18 protein-coding genes are annotated in these 22,674 nt (G+C 34.9%); 5 read left to right on the forward strand and 13 right to left on the reverse strand.

Annotation, left to right across the window (positions count from 1 at the left end; translation table 11 throughout):
- Window positions 1–65 precede the first annotated feature (65 nt).
- Window positions 66–1,994: a Na+/H+ antiporter NhaC family protein gene (locus BXY64_RS04105; protein ID WP_120238664.1), complete on the reverse strand. Its 1,929-nt coding sequence runs from the start codon at window positions 1,992–1,994 to the stop codon at window positions 66–68.
- 128 nt (window positions 1,995–2,122) lie between these two features.
- On the opposite strand from BXY64_RS04105, the gene BXY64_RS04110 reads away from it, so the two are divergent.
- Complete coding sequence (locus BXY64_RS04110) at window positions 2,123–2,740, forward strand: YqgE/AlgH family protein (RefSeq protein WP_245996588.1); 618 nt, start codon at window positions 2,123–2,125, stop codon at window positions 2,738–2,740.
- On the opposite strand, the gene BXY64_RS04115 is transcribed toward BXY64_RS04110, so the two are convergent.
- The 8 genes from BXY64_RS04115 to BXY64_RS04150 all read right to left on the reverse strand — a co-directional run bounded on the left by BXY64_RS04115 (window position 2,737) and on the right by BXY64_RS04150 (window position 10,257).
- On the reverse strand, window positions 2,737–3,591 hold the full coding sequence (locus tag BXY64_RS04115) for an aminotransferase class IV (RefSeq protein WP_120238665.1): 855 nt from the start codon (window positions 3,589–3,591) through the stop codon (window positions 2,737–2,739). The two genes, BXY64_RS04110 and BXY64_RS04115, sit on opposite strands and share 4 nt — an antisense overlap.
- Before the next feature lies 1 nt (window position 3,592).
- Window positions 3,593–4,090, reverse strand: coding sequence for a D-glycero-alpha-D-manno-heptose-1,7-bisphosphate 7-phosphatase (locus BXY64_RS04120; RefSeq protein ID WP_120238666.1), 498 nt, complete (start codon window positions 4,088–4,090; stop codon window positions 3,593–3,595).
- 3 nt (window positions 4,091–4,093) lie between these two features.
- Window positions 4,094–4,699 (reverse strand): rhomboid family intramembrane serine protease, encoded by a 606-nt coding sequence (locus BXY64_RS04125; RefSeq protein ID WP_120238667.1) that lies wholly within the window; start codon window positions 4,697–4,699, stop codon window positions 4,094–4,096.
- An 11-nt stretch (window positions 4,700–4,710) separates the two neighbouring features.
- Window positions 4,711–6,792 carry an OmpA family protein gene (locus tag BXY64_RS04130; protein ID WP_120238668.1) on the reverse strand — a complete coding sequence of 694 codons (2,082 nt, stop codon included), beginning with the start codon at window positions 6,790–6,792 and terminating at the stop codon, window positions 4,711–4,713.
- A gap of 5 nt (window positions 6,793–6,797) precedes the next feature.
- Entirely contained in the window at window positions 6,798–7,751 is a 954-nt protein-coding gene (locus tag BXY64_RS04135; RefSeq protein ID WP_120238669.1) for a PorP/SprF family type IX secretion system membrane protein, read from the reverse strand.
- Window positions 7,752–7,753: 2 nt separating this feature from the next.
- Entirely contained in the window at window positions 7,754–8,371 is a 618-nt protein-coding gene (locus BXY64_RS04140; RefSeq protein WP_170150569.1) for a T9SS type B sorting domain-containing protein, read from the reverse strand.
- A 104-nt stretch (window positions 8,372–8,475) separates the two neighbouring features.
- On the reverse strand, window positions 8,476–9,477 hold the full coding sequence (holA, locus tag BXY64_RS04145; RefSeq protein WP_120238671.1) for a DNA polymerase III subunit delta: 1,002 nt from the start codon (window positions 9,475–9,477) through the stop codon (window positions 8,476–8,478).
- 9 nt (window positions 9,478–9,486) lie between these two features.
- Window positions 9,487–10,257: an AMP nucleosidase gene (locus tag BXY64_RS04150; RefSeq protein WP_120238672.1), complete on the reverse strand. Its 771-nt coding sequence runs from the start codon at window positions 10,255–10,257 to the stop codon at window positions 9,487–9,489.
- A 60-nt stretch (window positions 10,258–10,317) separates the two neighbouring features.
- On the opposite strand from BXY64_RS04150, the gene BXY64_RS04155 reads away from it, so the two are divergent.
- Complete coding sequence (locus BXY64_RS04155; RefSeq protein WP_120238673.1) at window positions 10,318–10,776, forward strand: type I restriction enzyme HsdR N-terminal domain-containing protein; 459 nt, start codon at window positions 10,318–10,320, stop codon at window positions 10,774–10,776.
- Here BXY64_RS04155 and BXY64_RS04160 read toward each other — a convergent pair.
- The 4 genes from BXY64_RS04160 to recR all read right to left on the reverse strand — a co-directional run bounded on the left by BXY64_RS04160 (window position 10,763) and on the right by recR (window position 17,006).
- The gene (locus BXY64_RS04160; protein ID WP_120238674.1) at window positions 10,763–11,299 is read right to left on the reverse strand and encodes a GNAT family N-acetyltransferase; all 537 of its coding nucleotides are present in this window, start codon (window positions 11,297–11,299) and stop codon (window positions 10,763–10,765) included. The genes BXY64_RS04155 and BXY64_RS04160 overlap by 14 nt on opposite strands.
- 39 nt (window positions 11,300–11,338) lie before the next feature.
- A complete protein-coding gene (locus BXY64_RS04165) occupies window positions 11,339–14,395 on the reverse strand; it encodes a PD40 domain-containing protein (RefSeq protein WP_120238675.1) in 3,057 nt (1,018 codons plus the stop codon).
- 325 nt (window positions 14,396–14,720) lie between these two features.
- Window positions 14,721–16,031 carry a dihydrolipoamide acetyltransferase family protein gene (locus BXY64_RS04170; RefSeq protein ID WP_120238676.1) on the reverse strand — a complete coding sequence of 437 codons (1,311 nt, stop codon included), beginning with the start codon at window positions 16,029–16,031 and terminating at the stop codon, window positions 14,721–14,723.
- A 354-nt stretch (window positions 16,032–16,385) separates the two neighbouring features.
- The gene (gene recR, locus BXY64_RS04175; protein ID WP_120238677.1) at window positions 16,386–17,006 is read right to left on the reverse strand and encodes a recombination mediator RecR; all 621 of its coding nucleotides are present in this window, start codon (window positions 17,004–17,006) and stop codon (window positions 16,386–16,388) included.
- Window positions 17,007–17,114: 108 nt separating this feature from the next.
- Between recR and BXY64_RS04180 the strand changes: the two genes are divergently transcribed.
- The 3 genes from BXY64_RS04180 (at window position 17,115) to BXY64_RS04190 (ending at window position 22,467) form a co-directional block, all read left to right on the forward strand.
- The gene (locus BXY64_RS04180) at window positions 17,115–18,557 is read left to right on the forward strand and encodes a sodium:solute symporter (protein WP_120238678.1); all 1,443 of its coding nucleotides are present in this window, start codon (window positions 17,115–17,117) and stop codon (window positions 18,555–18,557) included.
- Between the two features lie 312 nt (window positions 18,558–18,869).
- Entirely contained in the window at window positions 18,870–19,727 is an 858-nt protein-coding gene (locus BXY64_RS04185) for a ChaN family lipoprotein (RefSeq protein WP_120238679.1), read from the forward strand.
- Window positions 19,728–20,037: 310 nt separating this feature from the next.
- On the forward strand, window positions 20,038–22,467 hold the full coding sequence (locus BXY64_RS04190; RefSeq protein WP_120238680.1) for a PAS domain-containing protein: 2,430 nt from the start codon (window positions 20,038–20,040) through the stop codon (window positions 22,465–22,467).
- The last annotated feature ends 207 nt before the right edge of the window (window positions 22,468–22,674 follow it).

Consider the following 22,674-nt stretch of genomic DNA (forward strand, 5'->3'; position numbering starts at 1 on the left):
ATAATTTGCAAATCAACATAGGATTTTCGCCCGGCATTGTATTTCTTTATATGCCGGGTTTTCTTTTATCTTTTTCCAAGGAATTTTACGATCAAGAATAGGGTGATAAATCCTAGGGGAATTAGTATCCATGAACTGATTCCATAGGCTGCAGGCAATAAGCCTAAAATAATTGCTACAGATCCGACAGTTAAAGCGTAAGGCAGCTGAGTTCTAACATGTTCGATATGATTACAAGAACTTGCTAAAGAGCTTAAAATAGTAGTATCTGATATTGGAGAACAGTGATCACCTAGGACTGAACCAGCCAAAATTGCCGAAACAGTAATGTAAAAAATATTCATACTTTCAGCATCAAGCATTCCTGCCGAATGGCAAAGAGCCCAGGAAGCAGGAAGAATCAGAGGATAAAGAATAGCCATCGTTCCCCAAGATGAACCTGTTGAAAAAGCAATTAAGGCAGATAAAATAAAAGTAAATGTTGGCAAGAATTCAGGCGGAACTTCAGTTGCAATTAAGATTTTCGATATAAAATCTGCTGTATGTAAATCTTTTGTAATGTCAGCTAAAGCCCATGCCAATATCAGAATAAGAATTGCCGTTAGCATGGTTTTAAAGCCTTTTACTAAGGCATCAACAGTTTTCTTTAAACTTAGTATTCTTTGTCCAATGCTTAGAGCTGAAGCTACTAATACCGCCGAAATTGATGACCAAAGCAGAGCCAAATAAGAATCAGAAGCTCCGATAATATGTGATAGTTTTGTTCCAAACGAGATGGAAGAATCATCCCAAATATTTCCATTCCAACCAGTATAAATTAAGCCTGCAAAGGTCCCAAATATTACTACCATAACTGGAATTCCGGCATTGTACCATCTTGTAGGTATTTCAGGCGATATTTCAATACTTTCGATTTCATCATTGGAATGCTTATTGATTTTGGAATATTTTTCTTCGGATTTAGCCCTTTGTTCAGCTTTATACATTGGTCCGAAATCCTTTTTCATGATTACAATCATTAAAATAAAAAACAGGGTGAAGAAAGGATAAAAACGGGTTGGCAATGAATTTAAAAATATACTGTATGGACTTTCATCGATGTTGATTTGAACAGTTGCCGATTGAATGTAACTCAATTCTATTCCAATCCAGGTTGTAATCAAGGCTATTGAAGCCACGGGAGCCGCTGTTGAATCTACTATATAGGCAAGTTTTTCTCTCGATACTTTTAATTTATCCGTTACCGGCCGCATGGTATTTCCAACCACCAAAGTGTTGGCATAATCATCGAAAAATATTAATACACCTAAAAGCCAGGTAACAAATTGTCCGGATCGAGAGCTGTTTGCAAAACGCGACAGCTTGTTCACTACTCCTTGCATACCACCATTTTGAGTAATCAGGTTGACCATAGCTCCAATTAGCATAGAAAAGACAATAATGGAAATGTGGCCTGTATCAGCTAAAGATTGAATGATATAAGTATCCGAAATGGCAAAGATTGCTTTAAAAAAGGCAGAAAAAAATGAGATATCCTGATATCCGAAAATGATAAGTGTCCCAGAGAACAGACCTACAAATAGAGCAGAAAATACTTCTTTAAATATTAAAGCGATTAAAATAGCGATTAGTGGAGGCAATATCGACATCCATAAAGGAATGGCCTTGTACTTTTTTTCTTGTGTTTGTTGCGAAATGCTTACTTGTACAATATCACTTCCTTTAAAAACAAATGGAAGTTTTAATTGGTTTTGTTCAGCTTGAGCCCAGACTATATTTCCATTTATCTTTACCAATACAGAATCATTTTTCAGATGATTTTCATTTTTTAAATGAAGAGTAAGTTCTGAAGGAATATCAGCAATAATTATTTTTGGTAGCTCAATGGTAAAATCTTCATTGATTGGTTGCTTTTCTTTATCAGAAGCAGCAGTACTTTGAAATGATAACAATAGCAGTAAAAAAAGAATGGAGAGGGTCGTGTTTTTAATCATTGTTGGTAATTTGGTTAGGCAGTGTTAAATATAATTATTTTGTCTGCTTTGTACTAATGAAATAGAGGGAAGTATTAAGGTTTTCATAAGCGCTTATGCTTTTTTTCTTTGGTAAAATTGGTTAATTTGTGTCTGTAAACTTTAAAATTAGTAGTGTGGACGGGACTTCGGATTTATTTAGAATGGAAAACAACAATATTAATCCTGAAAAAGGAAAGGTTTTAATTGCGGAACCTTTTTTGGAAGGGAGATATTTTAAACGATCAATTGTATTGTTGGCCGAATTTAATGAAGAAGGTGCAGTTGGATTTGTTTTGAACAAACCGATTAATTTATCGGTTGATGAAGTATTGGTTAGCATTGCCCATTTTGATGGGGATGTTTTTGTTGGAGGACCAGTAGATACCAACCGAATTTATTACATACATACACTGCCTCATTTAATTCCAAACAGCATACATATCTTTGATAATTTGTATTGGGGAGGAGATTTTAGTGTTTTAAAGGATTTAATTGAAGAGAAGAAAGTGTATCCTCATCAGGTGAGATTTTTTGCAGGTTACTCGGGTTGGAGTGCAGGTCAGCTGAATGAGGAAATTAAGGAAAATTCATGGTTGGTTAGTCAAATTGATGTTAGAAGCATAATGAGCCTCAACAATGATAATTTGTGGGAACAATCATTACGCAAGCTTGGTGGCAGATATCGTATGTGGTCTAACTTTCCGGAAAATCCGAGTATGAATTAATATTTGAAAGCATTTTTATTCAATTCCTCAAGTAAGAGTTTTGCAGTTTTATTAAAATACCTACGATCTTTAAAAGCAACTACCCATTTAATTCCGCTAATTGCATTACTTAAGAAAATTTCGTCAGCTTCAACCAAATCGTCAATGGTAATCATACAATCATCGTAAACGGTCATATTTAATTTAAGTGCAGTTTGGATTAACTGTTCTCTCATAATTCCACTCACGGCACCACTTTCAATGGAAGGCGTCATAAGAATGTCATTTTTTACAATGAATAAATTCGAGCTGATACTTTCAATAGGATTGCCTCTCTCGTTAAGAATTAGGCAGTCATCCAAATGCATTCTGTTTTTATAGTTGCCAGCCATAATAAACAAAAGCGAGTTCCCGGTTTTGAATTGAGAAATAATATCGGATGATTTTTTACAATCCTTATAAATATCAATTTTAAGCCCTTTTTTATTAATTACATACTGATCTTCCTCAAGGCGCGATGTTTCAATTAAATAGGATATGGTATTGTCGGTAGGAGTGTATAAGCCACCATCATTTCTAAATACGCTTAAGCGGATTCTCGTACCTGCAAAAGACTTGTTCTTATTAATCAAATAGGTGATATTGATTTTCAGTTTATCTCTGAAATTTTCCGGTACAATCATCCCTATTGTTTTCATTCCCATGATTAATCGATCTAAATGTTGATCGAAAAATTGAATTTCGGTTCCATTTGAATGAATGGTTTCAAAAAGAGAATCACCATATCGGAAAGCACGGTTTGCAGCACCAAAAACAGGGCTGTCTTTTGGAAATAATTCGCCGTTTAAATTGATATATTCGCTATGACTCATACTATAATTCTCCTTTTAAAATTTTATCGCAATAAGATTCGATATTTTCATTTGCTTCTACTTTTATTCCTTTTATTCCAGCTGCTTCCGCCGATTGTTTATCTCTTAAGCTATCGCCAATCATATAAGATTGATCTGGATCGATATTATAATCCTGAATTGCTTTTTTGATGAAATAAGGACTAGGTTTCCTGCAATCACAAACAGCCACACTGTCGTGATGAGGACAGAAGTAGATTTTTTCTATTGTAATGTTCTCTTTTCTCAGAATACAAAGTAGATGATCATGAACTTTATTTACATCATCTTTGGTATAAATCCCTTTAGCAACACCACCTTGGTTGGTAACAATAAACAACTTGTATCCAGCTTCAGTGAATTTTTTTAGTGATGGAATAATGCCTTCATTAATCACAAAATCTTTAACATGATAGATGTAATAATGTCCAATATCGGAATTGATTACCCCATCACGATCAAGAAAAATAGCTTTTTGCATGCTTTAAAAATTGAGAATCTGCTGCAAAAATAATGAGAATAATTTGGGTTTAATGATTAATGGAAACAGAAATCCGAACAACGCACCTGAGAAATGTGCACTATGACCAATATTATCGATATTTTTCTTTCCCATATAGTAGGAATAATAAAGGTAGCCTGCCGCGAAAATAATTCCCGGAATCGGTATCACAAAGAACAAATAAATTGGCTGTAATGGTGCAAAAAATATGGTTGCAAAAACCACAGCAGAAGTAGCTCCAGATGCACCAACCGCATTATAATGGTAGTGTTCTTTGTGTTTTTTTAAATCATATAAAGTAGATAGAACAATTGCGCCTAAATATAAAGCAATGAAATAAATTACACTTGCAGAACCAAAATTATAGCTAAAGTAATATTCAAGTGCATCGCCAAAAAAATACAGCACAATCATATTAACCAGCAAGTGATCCCAGTTAGCGTGTAAAAATCCGTATGTAATGATCCTGTACCACTGATTTCTTTTGGTGATTTGATATGCATTAAACTGATATTTGTACAACAAATCGTTGTTCTGAAATGCAGCTAGTGAGATCAGTACTGTTATGGCAATTATTATGATGGTCATGTTGTGTGTTTCTAAAATGCTTCCAACAGTTTAACTGTTAAAGCGGGTTTGCCTGGATCATATCCTCCGGCTTTGTATTCAACTCTATTTTTTGTAATTCCTTTCGAAATTACATATTCTGCAGCTTGCGAAGCTCTTTCCAGGCTAACAATTTTATTGTCTCTTTTGCCATTGTCAAAGTTTGTGAAACCTATAATTTGAATGGCAATATTTGGATTTACAATCAATAAGTTCGCTAAATTATCGAGTTCAAGTATGGTATTTTTACTTAGTTCAGCTGAGTTTTTCTCATATTCAACACCAAAGAGTTGCATGTTTTCATTTTTGTTGAATTTTTGCAATTCAATTTGCTCAAAATGATCTGCTTGATAACGATAATAGGTAATTACTTTTGTGAAATATCCATCTTTTCGAATGATAACATCATACGATTTTGAAGGATCGATATCTTGAGTAAATTCCCCGTAATCATCGGTCTCGCATAAACTATTGATCTTATAACTACGATTTATAAGTTCTATGTTGGCTTGTTCCAATGCACGTCCGGAAAATTCATCAACAATACTTCCTTTAATCTTTACCCAAGGAGTTGTTTCCAAGGATATATTTAGTTGTTTAGGTGTAGCTCCATTCTGAGAAAAATAAAGAATTCTTTTCGTTTTATAACCTGGTTTACTAATAATTAAACTGTAGTTTTTATGGTCGAAAATATCTATTTTAAACATTCCATTTTCACTACTTTTTGTTGATTTTTCTCTGGATAAATTATCCATTAGAACAATATCTACATTAGGAACAGACTTCTTGGAATACCGATCAACCATTCTTCCGTGTATGGCTGTTACCATCTCTGGATTTTGAGTAAATGAAAAGATATCATCGTTTCCTCTTCGGTTTGATGAAAAGAAACCACTTTCTTTTGAGCCTTTAAAAATAAATCCAAAATCATCTTTTTCAGAATTGAAAGGAAGACCCAGATTTACCGGATAAGTCCAGCTATTTCGTTCAAATGTTGTTTTAAAAATATCCAGACCTCCAAAACCAATATGTCCATCGGAGGCAAAATAAAGATAGTTGTCGTCGCCAATAAATGGAAACATTTCGTTACCGGATGTATTAACTGTAGGTCCCAAGTTAATTGGTTTACTCCAGACAAAACCAAGTTTTCGGCATACATAAATATCAGTTCCACCGTATCCACCTTTCATATTTGAGATGAAATACAAATACCTTCCGTCAGAAGATATACTGGGATGACCAATGGAGTAGGCACGACCTGAAAAAAGAAACAACTCAGGTTTATCCCAGAATTTTCCATTAAAGCGCGATGAATAAATATTCAATTCCGATTTACCTTCAAGATTTACATGCCCTTTGTTGCGAGTGAAAAATACGAATCGCTCGTTTGGCGTAAAGCAAGCAGGACCTTCGTGATATTTAGAATTAAACGTTTCGCTAAATGGAATTGGATCTACAAAACGATCTCCTATTTGTTCGGTGTAATACAAATCAAGATAATGTTCTCCTGTTCTGCCATCAATTTCTTTTGAGGTTTTGTTATGACGTCCCGAAACGAAAACCAAACCATCTTTGTAAAGAGCAGATGCAAAATCGGACTGCGGAGAATTTATTCCAATAGGTTTTACAATAAACTGCTGATTATCCTCTAATTCGTTGATAAGATTACATGACAGGATTAAATTTTGAATGTTTTTATCTCGAGGATTAAGCTTTGCGTATTTTTCGAACCAAACTTTTGCTTCGGTATAATTTCTGGTTCTTTTTAAAAGGTGAGCATAATTAAGAAAATCCTTAGAATTGGCATTAGGGTCAATTACCAATTTTTCCAATAAATAAAGAGCCTCAGTATCTTTATTTATTTGGATATAGCATTCCGCCAATTTTCTTTTTACATCAATATCATTTGAACTTTCTAAGTATTTTTCAAAATAATTGATTGCATGTGCAAATTCACTATTCTTAAAATATCGATTGCCTTTTTCAACCCATTGTGATTGTGCAAATGAAGAGATACTTCCTAAAGTGATTAGAAAAAATACTAATATGATATTTAATCCAGCTTTACTGTTCATGGTACTTAGAAATATCGTGGTGACGTAATTTTGCTCTTTTTTAAAGATAAATTGTAATTTAATATTATTTCGTGATTTGTAAAGCCTTTTGATCTATATTTTCCAAAATATTTTTCATAAGAATATGAAAATCTTAATTTCTGACTCAATTGATATCCAATACTACCAGCCCAGGAATCATCTGTTCTGTATCCTAAACCCAAAGAAACACCACTTTCATGAACCATATCAAAATTTGCCAGGGCCGTAGTTGTACCAGAATAGGAACCAACGACTAAAACAGATGGTTTAAATGTTAATTCAGGATTTAAAGGAAAGGTAGCACCTCCTCCCAAATAGTACACTGTATTTTTGAATTTAAACTTCATATTATCCGAAAAACCTTCGGTATCGGGCTGATCGTTCGAAAGCAATCTTGGAGCTGAAAATCCGATATAATATTTTGGTGTGTAATAATAAAAACCGATTCCAAAACTTGGGACCCATGTTGAAATATCCTGATCAGGAAAAGCAGGATCATCAGGAGATGGGAAATTAGGATCGTAGGTTGTTAGTTCGGTCCAGTTAATTTGCTTGTTGATGAATCCGGCTTGAATTCCCATTGACAAAGTTCCCTCGAGACTAACTTGTAAATGGTAGGCATAATTTAAGAATACAGCATTATCTTTCTGAATTCCGAATCTGTTGTTGTATACAACTGCTCCTAGGCCAAAATTGGTATAGTTTACGGGGGCTTGTATCGATAAAACTGCTGTTTCTGGAGATCCTTCCACATCTACCCACTGATTGCGATAGGCAATTACCGCTTCCATAAAGCGACTACTTCCTGCATAAGCAGGATTATAAAATAATCGGTTATAAGAAAAATTTGAAAACCGGATGTCTTCTTGTGCCCATGATTTAAAAATGGGAAATAAAAGGAGTCCAATTGATATTGTAATTTTGTAAAGTTGATTCATTCTCAGTATTTAACCACAATATAACCACTTTTTACATATTCTTTATCCTTAATAATTAGCTTAAAGAAGTAAGTTCCTTTAGGTAATTTATCTCCGGGACCAAGCTTTACTCCAGCATTGTTGTAACTACCATCCCATGCTTCCTGGTTGTTGTAGTTTTTCTTCTCGTAAACTTTGGTTCCCCAACGCGAGAATACAATGAACTCATTTTCCGGATAATTTTCAATTCCCTTAATGTAAAATTTGTCGTTAATATTGTCGTTATTCGGTGAGAATGACGAAGGTATTAATAATTCGACTTGATTTGGATCAAGAACATTAACCACAATAAACGCATTACTGCAGCGCTTTGCCTGATCACAGATTTCGTAGTAAATCGTATCAGTTCCGAAACTCATTTCGTAAGGATAATATACCATTAGGGTGTTATCCTCTATTAAATAAGCTTTACCAAACTGGTCAGTTTGACGAAGTATAGACTTTTCGAGATCTTCCTTTGATGAAAAGGTGTCATTTTTTAGAAAGTCTATTTCAATATATATTACCTCACTTGCAGAACTTTGGTTTGTAATGGAAACCGTATCGTTTTTGGCAACGGGTGGTTCACCAGTTTGTCCCATACACAATAAATTTGTGCAGAGAGAAAATCCAAGTAACAATATTCGAATGGGTAGATTTATTCTCATATTAGGGTGTTGCGTAAAATTAAGTTTTAACGCTGCTGCTAATGGAGAATTTTAAAAATTAATTCTTTTAAAAGGTCTCCTTGTTTCGTTCCTGTATCACCAAATCCTTTCGATCTTAAATCATATTCTCGCAGCATCTCAATTATAGAAACCAATTTCTTAGGATTGTAATTTCTCGATGCGAGTTTATAATCTTTTACGAAATAAGGATTGATTCGCAAGCTCGAAGCAACAACTTTTTCGTTTGTTTTATTTTTTAAGAAATAATACTTTAAAACTTTGGAGAAATACGAGTGTAGGAGGGCAATGGTTACAACGAGAGGATGATTTTTTTCGTTGGTAGAAAAATAGTTTATGATTTGATTGGCCTTTAATACATCTTTTTTACCTAATGCATTTTGTAGTTCGAAGTTGTTGTAATCTTTTGATATTCCGATGTTTTTCTCAATGTCGGCAGGCGTGATTGTATCGCTATTGGTAATGTTTATGGTTAACTTTTCTATTGCATTGGTAATTTTACCCAAATCGTTCCCTAAGAATTCAGCCAATAGGAAAGCAGCCTTATTATCAACTTTATATTTTAAGTTTGAAGCATATTTTTTAATCCAATCTGGAATCTGATTGTCATATATTTTTTTTGATTCGAAAAGAACCCCATTTTGAGCGACATCTTTGGTGAAAGCTTTTCGCTTATCCAATGACTTATATTTGTAATTAATCACCAAAATAGTTGATTTCAAGGGGTTTTTAATATATGAAGATAACTGATCTATGTTCTTGATATTTTGAGCTTCCCTAACAACAACAACTTGTTTTTCGGCCATCATAGGAAATCTTCTGGCAGTAGTAACAATGGTACCTATGTCAGTATCTTTCCCATAAAGAATGGTTTGATTAAAATCTCTTTCATGCTTGGGTAGAGCATGGTCTATAATATAATCGGTAATCTTATCAATAAAGAAACTTTCTTCGCCCATTAAAAAGTAAATAGGAGCAAAATCTTTTTTCTTAAGGCCTTTAAATATCTCTTCGTATGTCATTGTTCAAGCTTAAAATCTAAGGTGTTTAACAGATTGGCGATTGTGCATGATTTCTTTTAAAGCTTCAATTCCAATTTCCAAATGATTATTCACGTAGCTATCGGTTACCAAAGCATCACTTTTATCTGTTTTAACACCTTCCGAAATCATAGGTTGATCCGATACCAATAGCAAAGCACCAACAGGAATCTCATTATAGAAACCAACCGTAAAAATGGTAGCTGTTTCCATATCGATTGCCATAGCACGAGTTTTGCTTAGGTATTTTTTGAAACGTTCGTCGTATTCCCAAACACGTTTGTTAGTTGTAAAAACGGTTCCTGTATAATAATCTTTATTTCTATCTGATATTACCTGTGAAACTGCCATTTGCAATGAATATGCAGGTAAAGCAGGCACTTCTGGTGGAAGGTAGTCATTTGATGTACCTTCACTTCGAATTGCTGCAATAGGCAAAATTAAATCACCTAATTTGTTTTTTCTTTTTAATCCCCCACATTTTCCAAGGAAAAGTACACCTTTGGGTTTAATTGCACTTAGCAAATCCAAAATTGTTGCAGCATTCGGACTTCCCATTCCAAAATTGATAATGGTAACTCCATCAGCAGATGCATTTGGCATTGCTTTGTCTTCACCTAAAACTTCACAATTGTGCCATTCAGCAAATAGTTCCACATAATGGTTGAAATTTGTAAGCAAAATATAAGGAGTGAATTCTGAAAGTTCACGGCCTGTATATCTTGTAAGCCAGTTTTTTACAATTTCTTCTTTGGTCTTCATGAATGTGTAGCGGTTTTATAAGGAATAATCTTGTAACTTTAGCCGATTAATAGCTTTTTTATGGAAAATTTAAATTTACCAACTTATTCCTTCAAAATAAAATCTGATCTGCAAAGAAAACTAATTTTCGACAGTATCCGAAAGAAGTACGTAGTATTAACTCCGGAAGAATGGGTGAGGCAAAATTTTATTCGATATTTGGTTGAAGAAAAAGATTATCCAGCTTCATTAATTGCTGTTGAAAAAAAAGTTGATGTTAACCTGTTGCCACAACGTAGCGATATTGTTTTGTATAACCGTAATGCCAATCCGGTTATGATTGTGGAATGCAAAGCCAGCAAAATAAAAATTACACAGGATGTGTTCAATCAGATTGCTCGTTACAATATGAAACTGAGAGTTCCTTTTTTGGTTGTAACCAACGGATTAAAGCATTTTTGTTGTTATATGGATTACGAAAATAAAAGCTTTAAATTTTTGGAAGACATCCCCAATTATCAATCCATTAAAGATTTGTAGTATTAATTTTTTGAAGTAAATACTCATCCAGCCATCCATTTTGAGTTTTTATCCAATCCTTTTTTAAGCCTGCTATTTCGAATCCTTGGTTTTGAAATAGTTTTAAACTGGCCTCATTTTTTGATGTGATGTTACAGTATAACTGATGAACTTGCAAAACGGAAAATGCATAATTGCATAAGGTTTCCAACGCTTCGGTGGCATAACCTTTTTGTTTATGTTCTCTGTTATTAATAGAGATTCCAATTCCGGCATGTTGATGAAATGGATCAAAATCAAAAAGATCTATTAGCCCAACCGGTTCCTGATCTTCTTTTCGTTCAATGACCAAGCGCAATTGCTTGCTCTCAAAAATATCCAGATGGCTTGTTTCCAGGTATTGCTTTAAAACAAATAAAGAGAATGGTTTAAGCGTATGACTAACTTCCCAAATTGAGGAATCGTTTTCCCAACTGTAAAGTAATTTTAAATCGGTTGGTTCCAGTGCTCTTAAGCGAATGTTATTATTCTCTAGAATTTGCATTGTTTAGTGCTTTATGAACTAGTTTAAACAACTTGTAGATTAATGCTTGTTATACCATTTAATTTCTCTGGTAAAGGCGTCAAGATATCCTTTTTTGATTACAGAAGAAAGACGACTTTTTGCTTTAGCCTGCGATGAGAATTTTTGAAAAGTATATCTGGATAAACCATCTTTACCATTAAATAAACGCATGTCGTCGGTTCCTAAATTATCGAAATAGTTTAAAGGACGAGCATTTTTTAAGGCCATTACCTGTATGGTATAATAATTCTCAGTTTCTAATGAATTGTTGGCAGGCAATCGTTCGCCACGTAAAGATTTTCTAACAAAAGCATCCCAATAGCCATTCTTTAAAGCTGTACCCAAATCAAGTATTGCATCTCGTTTTGAATTATAAGAGCCATAGGTATATCGATACAATCCCGTTTTGTCAACAAACACACTTACATCACCTAAATCTTTAAAGTAGCTTAAAGGCTTAGGATAACGCAGAGCCATTACTTGAATAGTATAAGTGTTGGTGCCAGTGTATTGTACACCAGAATACAATAATTTATCATTAATGACGGTTCGAATGAAGGCATCCCAATAGCCCATTCTTATTAGTCGATTCATGACCTTAACCGCTTTGTTGTATGATTTGAATTTGCGGTAAGTGAATCGTGTTAAACCATCTTCACCAACATATACTTTTACATTGTCCAGATTATCGAAAAACTCAGCTTCGATTGGGATTTTAAGTGCCATAATCTGAATGGTGTAATAAATTTCACCTCTCTTTTCCTCATTGGCTACTTTATCGTTGGTTAAAATTTTAATTGTAGGTGATTTAAATCCTTTTTTGGCAATTACTTTTTGTGCTTTACTGGCCTCTTTGTAATCTTTAAACTTACCATAGGTGTAATGATATTTATTATCAGGACCTTTAGTTTCAATCACTCCATCCAACTCCTTGAACAGTTCAGGGCGTGGCGAGTTAAAGTTTCCTAAATCCAAAGTAAATGCAAGAGCACCCGAATCGATAGCTTTGATATCAGACTGTTTAGAATCAATTGTAGATTCTTTTTGTATTGGCTTTTCTTTCTTGATTATCGGTTTATCCTTAATTTCTTTTTGAATTGCTTCATCAACATTTGCTAGTTCTGTTACCTTATCCGGAACAGTTACTTTAGCAGGAGTACTTACATTTGGCAATACTTTAGGTGTTACAATACTTTTAGAAGGTATTGCAATATTCGAATCAGTTTTGGTAACAGGATTGTCTTTTCTAATTGTATTGATATCTTCTGATTGTTGAGTGCTGATGATGCTATCTTGTTTAAGCTCTTCTTTTGCTTCAACTACAGGAGCAACTTTAGCAACACTATCTTGTTTTACTTCAGGAGTAACGAATTGTTTATTATCCGGAATTGAATCTTTGCTATTTTCCAAAGCTCCAACTTGATTAATTTTACTCTCTTCAAAATCAATTAAATCAATAGTTTGGGGATAATCAGCTTCATCCTTAGTACGCAGAGTTAATGGTAAAAGAGTAATAACACTATGATTCTCTTTGTTGGCATATTCGAGAGGAATATTCAGAACCGTCCTTAAAGTTCTGTAACCTTCAGCAACAATTTCGATATCATATTTTTTACCAGCATCAATAATGAACAAAAATTTACCAGTAGCAGTATTAGGTGTATAAATACCAATGGTTTTTCCATTTTTACTTACTGTAACTTTAGCTCCTCCAACGACTTTACCATTTGTGTTTACAATCTTTCCTTTCAGCACAAAAAGGCCAGCTTGATCAGCATCTGGAGTTTTAATTAAGAAAATATCTGTTCTACCCAAACTACCAGTGCGGTATGAAGCGAAGTAGGCTCTTTTCCCGTCGGGAGTAGGAGTATAGTAAATGTCATCATCAGTTGAATTAATTGGATATCCAATATTTACAGGTGTAGTCCAACGTCCTTTGATGTTGATGCTCTTAAAAATATCAAGACCTCCCATTGTTTTGTGACCAGCTGAACTAAAATATAAAGTCTTTCCATCAGGGTGGATAAAAGGAGCATCGTCGTTGTATTCCGTATTGATAGCAGGACCCAGGTTTTTTGCTTTTCCCCATTTGCCATTTGGTAGTTTAGTTACCGTGTAAATATCCATTCCACCATATCCTCCGGGTCTATCACTCGAGAAAAAAATAGTTCTTCCATCTGCCGAAATAGAGATGTGACTTTCTTTACTTTTGGAATTAATGTTTGGTCCTAACTTTTTGGCTTCCGACCATTCATTTCCTTTTAATTTACTCACATAAATGTCTCCACCTTCCGATTCTTTTCGGCTAAGGTATCCAGCTTTGTAAATGTAAACTTCTTGCCCATCAGCTGATATGGAAATGGAAGCATCGTGATCTATTGTATTAAGCTTTGGAATTCCAATAGGCTCACTCCATATTCCATTTTTTTTATTCGAGATGTATATATCTTCAAAGTACTGTCCATCAATATCAAGTTTACTTCCAGTACCACTTCTTCGAGAGGTAAAAATCATAGTGCTTTCATCAGCCGTAACACCAGGACTGTGTTCGGCAAATTCAGTATTGATTTTATTTCCAAGGTTGATGATAGAAATATTTACTGGGTTTTTTATCAATTCCAAGCCATTTTTACATATCTTAATTTCGCGTTGTATTTCATTGCGAAATACCGTGTTTTGTGGCGAAATAATTTGTTGTAAGTCTTTGTAAACTTTTAATGCTTCCCTGAATTGATAATTGGTGTGATAGGCTTTTGCCAAATTATAGTACACATCAATGGGAACATTGTTTTTTGAATTGGTGTATTGAATAGATTTTTCGATCAAATCAACTGATTTCGACTTTTCGGAAACAATATTTAGATAACACAAGCCCAGTTTAAAATTCAAATCGGCATTGCGCGAAGCTTGATCTAACAACTCTTTGTAAATGGAGGCAGCTTTAGAATAATTTCCATTTGCCAGGAATTTTTCGGCAACTTGGTACTTTCTTCTATCTTTAATTTTTTGCTTTTTAGGGCTGGCATTAAGAGAGTACGGGCTACAAATCCCTATGTAAATAGAGAAAATGACCATTAAAATTGTCTTTGCGGAAGAAGACAATTGCAGTTTCAGCTTTGGGCCTGTAGTGGGTTTTATATGTTTTAAACTAATTAACAATAACTAAATATAACTTTTATACGTTAATAACGCCAGAGAATCTGATAAAAAAGATGGAATTGTTAATAAAAACTTTCTTTCTATCAGGTTTATTTTCCTTTTTATAAATGTAATTATATAATTCTGCAATAAATAGACAAAATAAATAAAAATGTAACATTATTTAGGCATATCTATTTATAAAACACAAAAAAAGCCGAAGAATAAGATTCAACGGCTCAATTTGACATTAAAAATTCAACTATATATTTCTATTCATATCAAAATTCTCAAGGTATTCAGCAACTCGCTTTAGGAACATTCCACCAAGGGCTCCATCAACAACTCTGTGATCGTAGGATAAAGAAAGAACCATAATGTTTCTGATTCCAATAGTGTCGCCCTGAGGAGTTTCAATAACAGCAGGCTTCTTTTTAATTGCACCAACTGCAAGAATTGCTACTTCGGGCTGGTTGATAATAGGAGTACCTGTTGTACTTCCAAATGCACCTAAGTTGGTAATTGTGAAAGTACTTCCTTGAATTTCATCCGGTTGTAATTTGTTGACTCTGGCACGATCAGCTAAATCATTCACTTGCTTGGTAATTCCCACAAGGTTTTTCTCATCAGCCGATTTTATTACTGGCACAATTAAATTTCCGCTAGGCAAAGCTGTTGCCATTCCAATGTTTATGAATTTCTTGCGGATAATTTTATCTCCATCCACCGAAACATTAACCATAGGGTAATCTTTCAAAGCTTTTGTAACTGCCTCAACAAAAATAGGAGTGAAGGTTAGTTTCTGACCTTCTTTTTGTAGGAATTCATTCTTTATTTTATTTCTCCATTTCACAAGTCCAGTAACATCAACATCAATGAATGAAGTTACGTGAGGCGAAATCTGTTTCGATTGAACCATGTATTGTGCAATAAGCTTACGCATTCTGTCCATCTCAATGATTTCAACATTTTCACCATTGTATGATTGATGTGAAAACGGAGCAGGAGCGGGCGCAGATCTTAGTGGAGCAACTATAGGTTCCGAAACTACAGCTTGTGATCTTTTGCTTTCGATGAATTGAAGAATATCTTTTTTAGTGATACGCTTGTTTTCACCTGAACCTTCAATTTGATTTAATTCTTGTAAACTTACATTTTCTTCCTGTGCAATTTTACGAACCAAAGGAGAGATAAACGAACCATTTTCAGTTTTACTTGCTAGTTTTGCTTCAGTTTCAACAGTAGCTTTTTCTTTAGGTAATTCAAAAACTATTTCTTCTTCCACCTTTGCTGGTTCAGAGCTTACAAGTTCTTCATCGCCTAATTCATCGCCATCAGGAACTATAATGGCAATCACATCGCCAACCTGGGCAACATCACCTTCAGCGAATAAGAATTTTGCGATTTTCCCCGATTGAGGTGCTGGAATTTCCGAGTCAACTTTGTCGGTAGCAATTTCGATAATCGATTCTTCTTCTTCAACCAGGTCTCCTTCTTTTTTTAGAAACTGCGTAATGGTTGCTTCTGTGATTCCTTCCCCCATTGCTGGAATCAATATTTCAATTTTAGCCATGTGTAATTGTTTTTTTGATACCCATTAAGTTAGGCAATCCCGATGAATATTTACATAGAAATCGGGCATAGTGTTTAATTGATTGTGTTTATTTAGTCTAAATACTATGCGAATTTAATAAAATTGAAGAAAAAGACAAACGTATCCGAAGATACAATTTATCGATAAGGAGATAGATAGAATTTAAAGCTTCAAGTATAAAGTATAAAGTATAAAGTATAAAGTGGGCCAGATGTTTGTGTGCATTGCATCTTCTTCCGAACTTTGCGCTAACTGCTAACTGCTAACTGCTAACTGCTAACTGCTAACTGCTAACTGCTAACTGCTAACTGCTAACTGCTAACTGCTAACTGCTTACAAATTCTGATCGAAAGGTGTGCGATGTAGAATTGATCTTCCCAAAGTAATTTCATCAGTATATTCCAATTCATCGCCAATGGATACACCTCGTGCAATGGTCGTGATTTTTACATCAAACTTATTCAGTTTTTTGTACAGGTAAAAGTTGGTGGTGTCGCCTTCCATGGTTGTACTTAAGGCAAGGATTACTTCTTGCATTTTGCCTTCATCAGCTTTGGCAATTAAAGGAGCAATTTGCAAATCGCTCGGACCTATTCCATCCATGGGAGATATAATTCCACCCAAAACATGATAAATTCCATTGTATTGCTGAGTTCGTTCTATCGACATTACATCGCGAATGCTTTCAACTACACAAATGGTTTCATGGTCGCGCTTTGGGTTTGCACAAATATCACACACGTCGGTATCTGAAATATTATAGCAAGATCTGCAATGCTTTATTTCATCGCGAAGTTGAGTAATTGATGAGCCAAAACGATGCACGTCTTCCTTTGGCTGATTTAGCAAGTGCAAAACCAGGCGCAATGCAGTTTTTCTTCCTATACCTGGAAGTTTAGAAAATTCGGCAACTGCATTTTCCAATAATTTAGATGGGAAGTTGGTATAGCTCATTTTGTCTTCAATTCTAAGTTTAGCTCAAAAGTAATAAAAAACCTGTCAGGTTTCTGAAAGCTGATTGCTTTGATTATTTTTGATTTTCATTTTTAAAAAAAATCAACTGTGACACCAATTACCATACTATCTGTTGTTGTTGGGTATTTTGCCCTTCTTTTATTAATATCCTATTTTACTGGTCGCAAGGCTGATAACAAAGGCTTTTTTGTAGGGAATAAACAATCGCCATGGTATGTAGTGGCCTTTGGTATGGTTGGAGCATCCTTATCGGGCGTTACTTTTATATCGGTACCAGGTTGGGTAAAATCCATCGATTTTACCTATATGCAAATGGTATTGGGCTATATGTTGGGATACATTGTGGTGGCCAATATTCTTTTACCACTGTATTACAAATTGAATCTGACATCCATTTACACCTACTTGGATGGACGATTTGGTAGGACTTCCTATAAAACAGGAGCCTCTTTTTTCTTGTTATCAAGAACCATTGGTGCATCGTTCCGCTTGTTTTTAATGGCCAATGTTTTGCAGATAACGGTATTCGATACCTGGGGCGTTCCATTTGCAGTTACCGTAGTTATTACTATTCTGTTGATTTGGCTGTACACCTTTAAAGGAGGAATTAAAACCATTGTGTGGACTGATACCTTACAAACCTTATTCATGCTACTTGCAGTTGGAGTTAGTATTTTTCTGATCATGGATAAACTGAACCTGAATATTTCGGGATTGACTAGCATGATCGGCGAAAGCGAATATTCGCAAGTATTTGTATTTGATGACTGGCAGAGCAAACAAAATTTCTTCAAGCAGTTTTTTACCGGAGCTTTTATTACAATTGTGATGACTGGTTTGGATCAAGATATGATGCAGAAGAACCTGAGTTGTAAAAACCTGGGCGAAGCCAAAAAGAACATGTATTGGTACGGATTTGCCTTTATTCCTGCCAATTTACTGTTCCTTATTTTAGGGGCTTTGTTATTGATTTTTGCCCAGCACGAAGGGATTCCAATTCCTGAGCGTGGCGATGATTTGTTCCCGCTGTTGGCAACCCAACATCTCGGTCCTGTAGTTAGCCTTTTCTTTTTGGTGGGATTAATGGCTGCAGCCTACTCAAGTGCCGATTCGGCTTTAACATCACTTACTACATCATTTACCGTTGATATTTTAGATGCTGATGAGGGCGACGAGGCAAGGACCAGAAAATTACGCCGCCGATCGCACCTGTTATTTTCAGCATTATTGTTGGTTGTAATCATGATATTTAGGGCAATAAACGACGATTCAGTAATTGCAGCCATTTTTACAGTGGCTGGTTATACTTACGGTCCGCTTTTGGGACTTTATGCCTTTGGTTTGTTCACCAAACTGCAAGTAAAAGACAAACTGGTTCCTGTAATCGCCATTCTTTCTCCTGTCATTTGCTACATACTTAAAGACAATTCGATGGATTGGTTCGGTATTACCATTGGATTTGAATTGTTGATGATTAATGGTGCATTGACTTTCTTTGGATTGTGGGGGATTAGTTTGAAAAATAAGTAACCCCATTCTATCTTTCTCCTAAAGGAGAAAAGAACACCGCTTTGGAAATTAATTCTTTGGATCTATCAAGTTAAATTTCTCCCTTTCAGGGGAGATCCCGACAGGGAGAGGGGGGGGCACAAAGAGAAAATAATTTTTACACAAAAGTGTTTTGATGTTTATTGCGTGGTTTAGTAAAGACATTATTAATACAATTTCTATCATTATTGGATATTGGTATTGCCTGTTTTGTGATCTGAATTGTTCTGAGCTTTAACTCAGGGAGCTTAATGATATTTTCTTATCTTAGATAGCAACTCAAAAATCACACTCATGAAAAGACTTATTATTCTGGCTTTTATCTTAATGGGTTTTAGCAATGGAAATCCTACCTATCGATTATTTAAAGAGAATGGCAAGCCTATTCGATATCAGAAAATGATAAAACAAATTGCTGATGCGGATATTGTGTTGTTTGGAGAGTTGCACAACAATCCCATTTCGCATTGGTTGGAATTGCAGGTTACCAAAGATCTGTATCAACTAAAAGGTGAAAAATTGGTGTTGGGAGCCGAGATGTTCGAGGCGGATAATCAGGAATTTGTGAGCAAGTATGTAAAAAGAGAGATGGATGAGGAGAGCTTTATGGATACCACGCGTTTGTGGAAGAATTACAAAACTGATTATAAACCATTGCTTGATTTTGCCAAAAAACACAATTTGCATTTTGTAGCCAGTAATATTCCGCGCCGATATGCATCTATGGTTTTTAGAGGTGGTTTTGAAGCTCTGGAGCAATTAAGCGATCAGGAAAAAAGCTGGATTGCGCCACTTCCTGTGAAATATGATGCCGAATTACCAGGCTATAAAGCTATGAAAAAAATGAGCATGCACATGAGTGCCGATATGCTGGATAATTTTCCCAAAGCACAAGCCATAAAAGATGCTAGTATGGCACATTTTATATTGGAGAACTGGAGCCAAGGACAGCAGTTTATTCATTACAATGGAGCTTATCATTCGAATAACTACGAGGGTATTATCTGGTATTTAAAACAAGCCAATCCTGATTTAAAAATTGTAAGCATATACACTGCAACAGCCAAAAATATCCGTAAAATGAATCCAATACTGAAAGGGAAGAATACTTATTGTATAGTTGTTCCTGAGGATATGACCAAAACTTATTAAATGGTTTAGAATATTAGTTGTTAGTAAGTTTCGAATAATCAAATGGGTATGCGAATTGGTATATCTCTTTTCTTAAATGTGTTCTGAGCTATAAAACCAGTTATTTTACATTTTATTTGTAGATATATATCTGTAAATATGAATATTATGCCTAAAATGTATTCCAAAAACTAATTTTTATTATTATATTAAAAATACGATAAAGATTAGCTACCGATCTATACCCTTCTAATTTTAGAGATTCAACACTTTTGTGTTGATAATCTTTGTGGAAACAAAATTAATAGTAACTGGCACTATACTTAAGGACATGTTTGCAAAAGCTGATAAAAAGCAATTAAGAATTCAAGACCCTAAATTAATAGATGCATATAAAAGATTAGAGGAGAGTGAAGAAAGATTTCAACTTGCGATGAAGGCCTCTAATGATGGGTTGTTTGACTGGAATCTTAAAACCAATTCGATTTATTACTCTCCGGGCTGGAAAAAAATGTTGGGATATGAAGACTTTGAGCTTCCAAATGATTTTTCCGTTTGGGAAAAATTGACAGTTCCTGAAGATGTTGAGAAATGTTGGCATTTACAAAAGAAGTTGATTGCAAAGGAAATTGATCGCTTTGTTATCGAATTTAAAATGAAGCACAAGGATGGACATTGGGTAGATATACTTTCGCGAGCCGAAGCCGTTTTTAATAATCGGAGAGAGGCGATTAGAATTGTGGGTACGCATGTTGATGTAACAGAGCGAAACAAAGCCAAAGCAAAATTAAAAGACAGCAAGAATTATTTGTCTGCAGTGTTTAATCATACTCAGGATATTCAAGTTTTATCGGAATATGTAAGTCATGGGAAGTTTAAAGTTGTAGCGGTAAACAAATCTTTCCTAAAAAAATTGAATCAATTTGGAATTCTTTTATCAGAGCAAGAGATTGTAAGTAAGGATTTAAAAGATCTGGTTCTTGATATTCTTGGTCTTGATGAAAAGATTTGTAACTACACATTGAACAACTATCAGAAAGTAATCGATACTGACAAGAAAATATCATATACCGAAAAGATTGTTCTTAATAACGCGCCATACTATTCGGAGACAACATACATTCCCATTCACAGTTCGGAAGATGAAACGAAATTTGTTCTGTACAATTCCAGTGATATCACAAAAGAGAAAGTATCATTAAAAAAATTGAGATGTAGTGAGGAACGTTTTGCCTTGGCCGTAAAAGGATCTAATGATGCCATTTGGGATTGGAATGATTTGGATAGCGATTTGTATTGGTGGTCGGATAGAATGTATGAAATACTGGGATACAAACCTGGTGAAGTTGAGGCTAGAATTTCGAACTGGATAAAGTGGATGCATCCCGAAGATTCGGGAAACGTGTTGGAAGTACTTACCAATCACTTTGAAAAGAATGATACTTACGAGGTGGAATTTCGGATGAAGAAAAAGAACGGGGAGTATGTTTGGTTGTTTGCCCGTGGGGAGTCGGTGCGAGATGAAAATGGAAAACCAGTACGCATGGCAGGATCAGTATCTGATATCACCAACAGGAAAAGAACAGAAGCTGAATTAATAAAAGCCAAAAATAAGGCGGAAGAGAGTGATCGATTAAAATCGGCTTTTTTGGCTAATATGAGTCATGAAATACGAACACCGATGAACGGTATTTTAGGTTTTGCAGAATTGCTTAAAACTCCTAAAATAAAAAGTGTAAAGAAAGAGAAATACATTGACATCATCGGAAAAAGTGGCACGCGAATGCTAAATATCATTAATGATATTATCGATATTTCTAAAATAGAATCGGGGTCGATGGAATTGGAATTGAGTGATTCGAATGTAAATGAACAAGTGGAATATATCTACACTTTCTTTAAACGCGAAGTGGAAGAGAAGGGATTGATGCTGCAGTTTCATAATGAATTGCCTTGGGACGAAGCCTTGGTTACAACCGATCGCGAAAAGTTATTTGCCATTTTAACAAACCTGGTTAAGAATGCAATTAAATGTACCAAAATGGGCATTATTGAATTTGGGTATTTGAAGAAAGACAAGGAGCTGGAGTTTTTTGTAAGAGACACTGGACATGGGGTTCCAAAGCATCGAATGGGGGCAATTTTCGATCGTTTTGTTCAAGCCGAAAATATTGAGGAAATCGATAGGCAAGGAGTTGGGTTGGGGTTATCAATTACCAAATCGTATATAGATATGCTTGGAGGTAAGATCTGGCTTGATAGCGAAGAGGGATTTGGTTCTACCTTTTATTTTACCATTCCATATCAAATATTATCGGAAGAAGAAAAGTTGAAAAAAGTAGGAAAGGATGGTGAAAATTATAACGAACTGTTGGAATTGGAATTGAGTATTATAATCGCCGAAGACGATGCCGTTTCGAGTGCCTTACTCACAAATTTTATGGAAAAATATAGTAGTGAAATTCTAAGAGTAACCTCAGGTACAAAAGTGGTTGAAGCATGCAGAAAATCATCAGATTTTGATTTGATATTAATGGATATGAGAATGCCCGAACTTAACGGCTATGAGGCTACCAGAAACATCAGAAAGTTTAATAAAGATGTGGTAATTATTGCTCAAACTGCCTATGGCTTATCAGGCGATAGGGAAAAAGCTATAGATTCGGGATGCAACGATTACCTTGCCAAACCCATTAGTAAAAATGCATTGGTTTCATTATTGCACAAGTATTTTGGTAATGGGCGCCCTAAGAAAAGCTGATTGACCTTGCTTTAGATGTAAGTTTAAGCACAAAAAAAGAGAGCAAACCCGAAGGTTTGCTCATGTGTGTTAATTGTTATTTAACCACTACTATTGGGGTATTGTAGCTTCTTTAAAATCTTATTTAGGACTTGCCTACATAAGATGCTGTATTTTATTACTTTTCTTTAAATTTAATTATGCCCCAAAGTTATAAAATAAAATTAA

It is taken from the genome of Marinifilum flexuosum (genome assembly GCF_003610555.1).
Lineage (GTDB): Bacteria > Bacteroidota > Bacteroidia > Bacteroidales > Marinifilaceae > Marinifilum > Marinifilum flexuosum.

Bases quoted from the DNA above. Each gene is read 5' to 3' on its own strand.
- BXY64_RS04105 (WP_120238664.1), bottom strand. From the start codon at position 1,994: ATGATTAAAAACACGACCCTCTCCATTCTTTTTTTACTGCTATTGTTA.
- BXY64_RS04115 (WP_120238665.1), bottom strand. From the start codon at position 3,591: ATGAGTCATAGCGAATATATCAATTTAAACGGCGAATTATTTCCAAAA.
- BXY64_RS04120 (WP_120238666.1), bottom strand. From the start codon at position 4,090: ATGCAAAAAGCTATTTTTCTTGATCGTGATGGGGTAATCAATTCCGAT.
- BXY64_RS04125 (WP_120238667.1), bottom strand. From the start codon at position 4,699: ATGACCATCATAATAATTGCCATAACAGTACTGATCTCACTAGCTGCA.
- BXY64_RS04130 (WP_120238668.1), bottom strand. From the start codon at position 6,792: ATGAACAGTAAAGCTGGATTAAATATCATATTAGTATTTTTTCTAATC.
- BXY64_RS04135 (WP_120238669.1), bottom strand. From the start codon at position 7,751: ATGAATCAACTTTACAAAATTACAATATCAATTGGACTCCTTTTATTT.
- BXY64_RS04140 (WP_170150569.1), bottom strand. From the start codon at position 8,371: ATGGGACAAACTGGTGAACCACCCGTTGCCAAAAACGATACGGTTTCC.
- holA (WP_120238671.1), bottom strand. From the start codon at position 9,477: ATGACATACGAAGAGATATTTAAAGGCCTTAAGAAAAAAGATTTTGCT.
- BXY64_RS04150 (WP_120238672.1), bottom strand. From the start codon at position 10,257: ATGAAGACCAAAGAAGAAATTGTAAAAAACTGGCTTACAAGATATACA.
- BXY64_RS04155 (WP_120238673.1), top strand. From the start codon at position 10,318: ATGGAAAATTTAAATTTACCAACTTATTCCTTCAAAATAAAATCTGAT.
- BXY64_RS04160 (WP_120238674.1), bottom strand. From the start codon at position 11,299: ATGCAAATTCTAGAGAATAATAACATTCGCTTAAGAGCACTGGAACCA.
- BXY64_RS04165 (WP_120238675.1), bottom strand. From the start codon at position 14,395: ATGGTCATTTTCTCTATTTACATAGGGATTTGTAGCCCGTACTCTCTT.
- BXY64_RS04170 (WP_120238676.1), bottom strand. From the start codon at position 16,031: ATGGCTAAAATTGAAATATTGATTCCAGCAATGGGGGAAGGAATCACA.
- recR (WP_120238677.1), bottom strand. From the start codon at position 17,006: ATGAGCTATACCAACTTCCCATCTAAATTATTGGAAAATGCAGTTGCC.
- BXY64_RS04185 (WP_120238679.1), top strand. From the start codon at position 18,870: ATGAAAAGACTTATTATTCTGGCTTTTATCTTAATGGGTTTTAGCAAT.
- BXY64_RS04190 (WP_120238680.1), top strand. From the start codon at position 20,038: ATGTTTGCAAAAGCTGATAAAAAGCAATTAAGAATTCAAGACCCTAAA.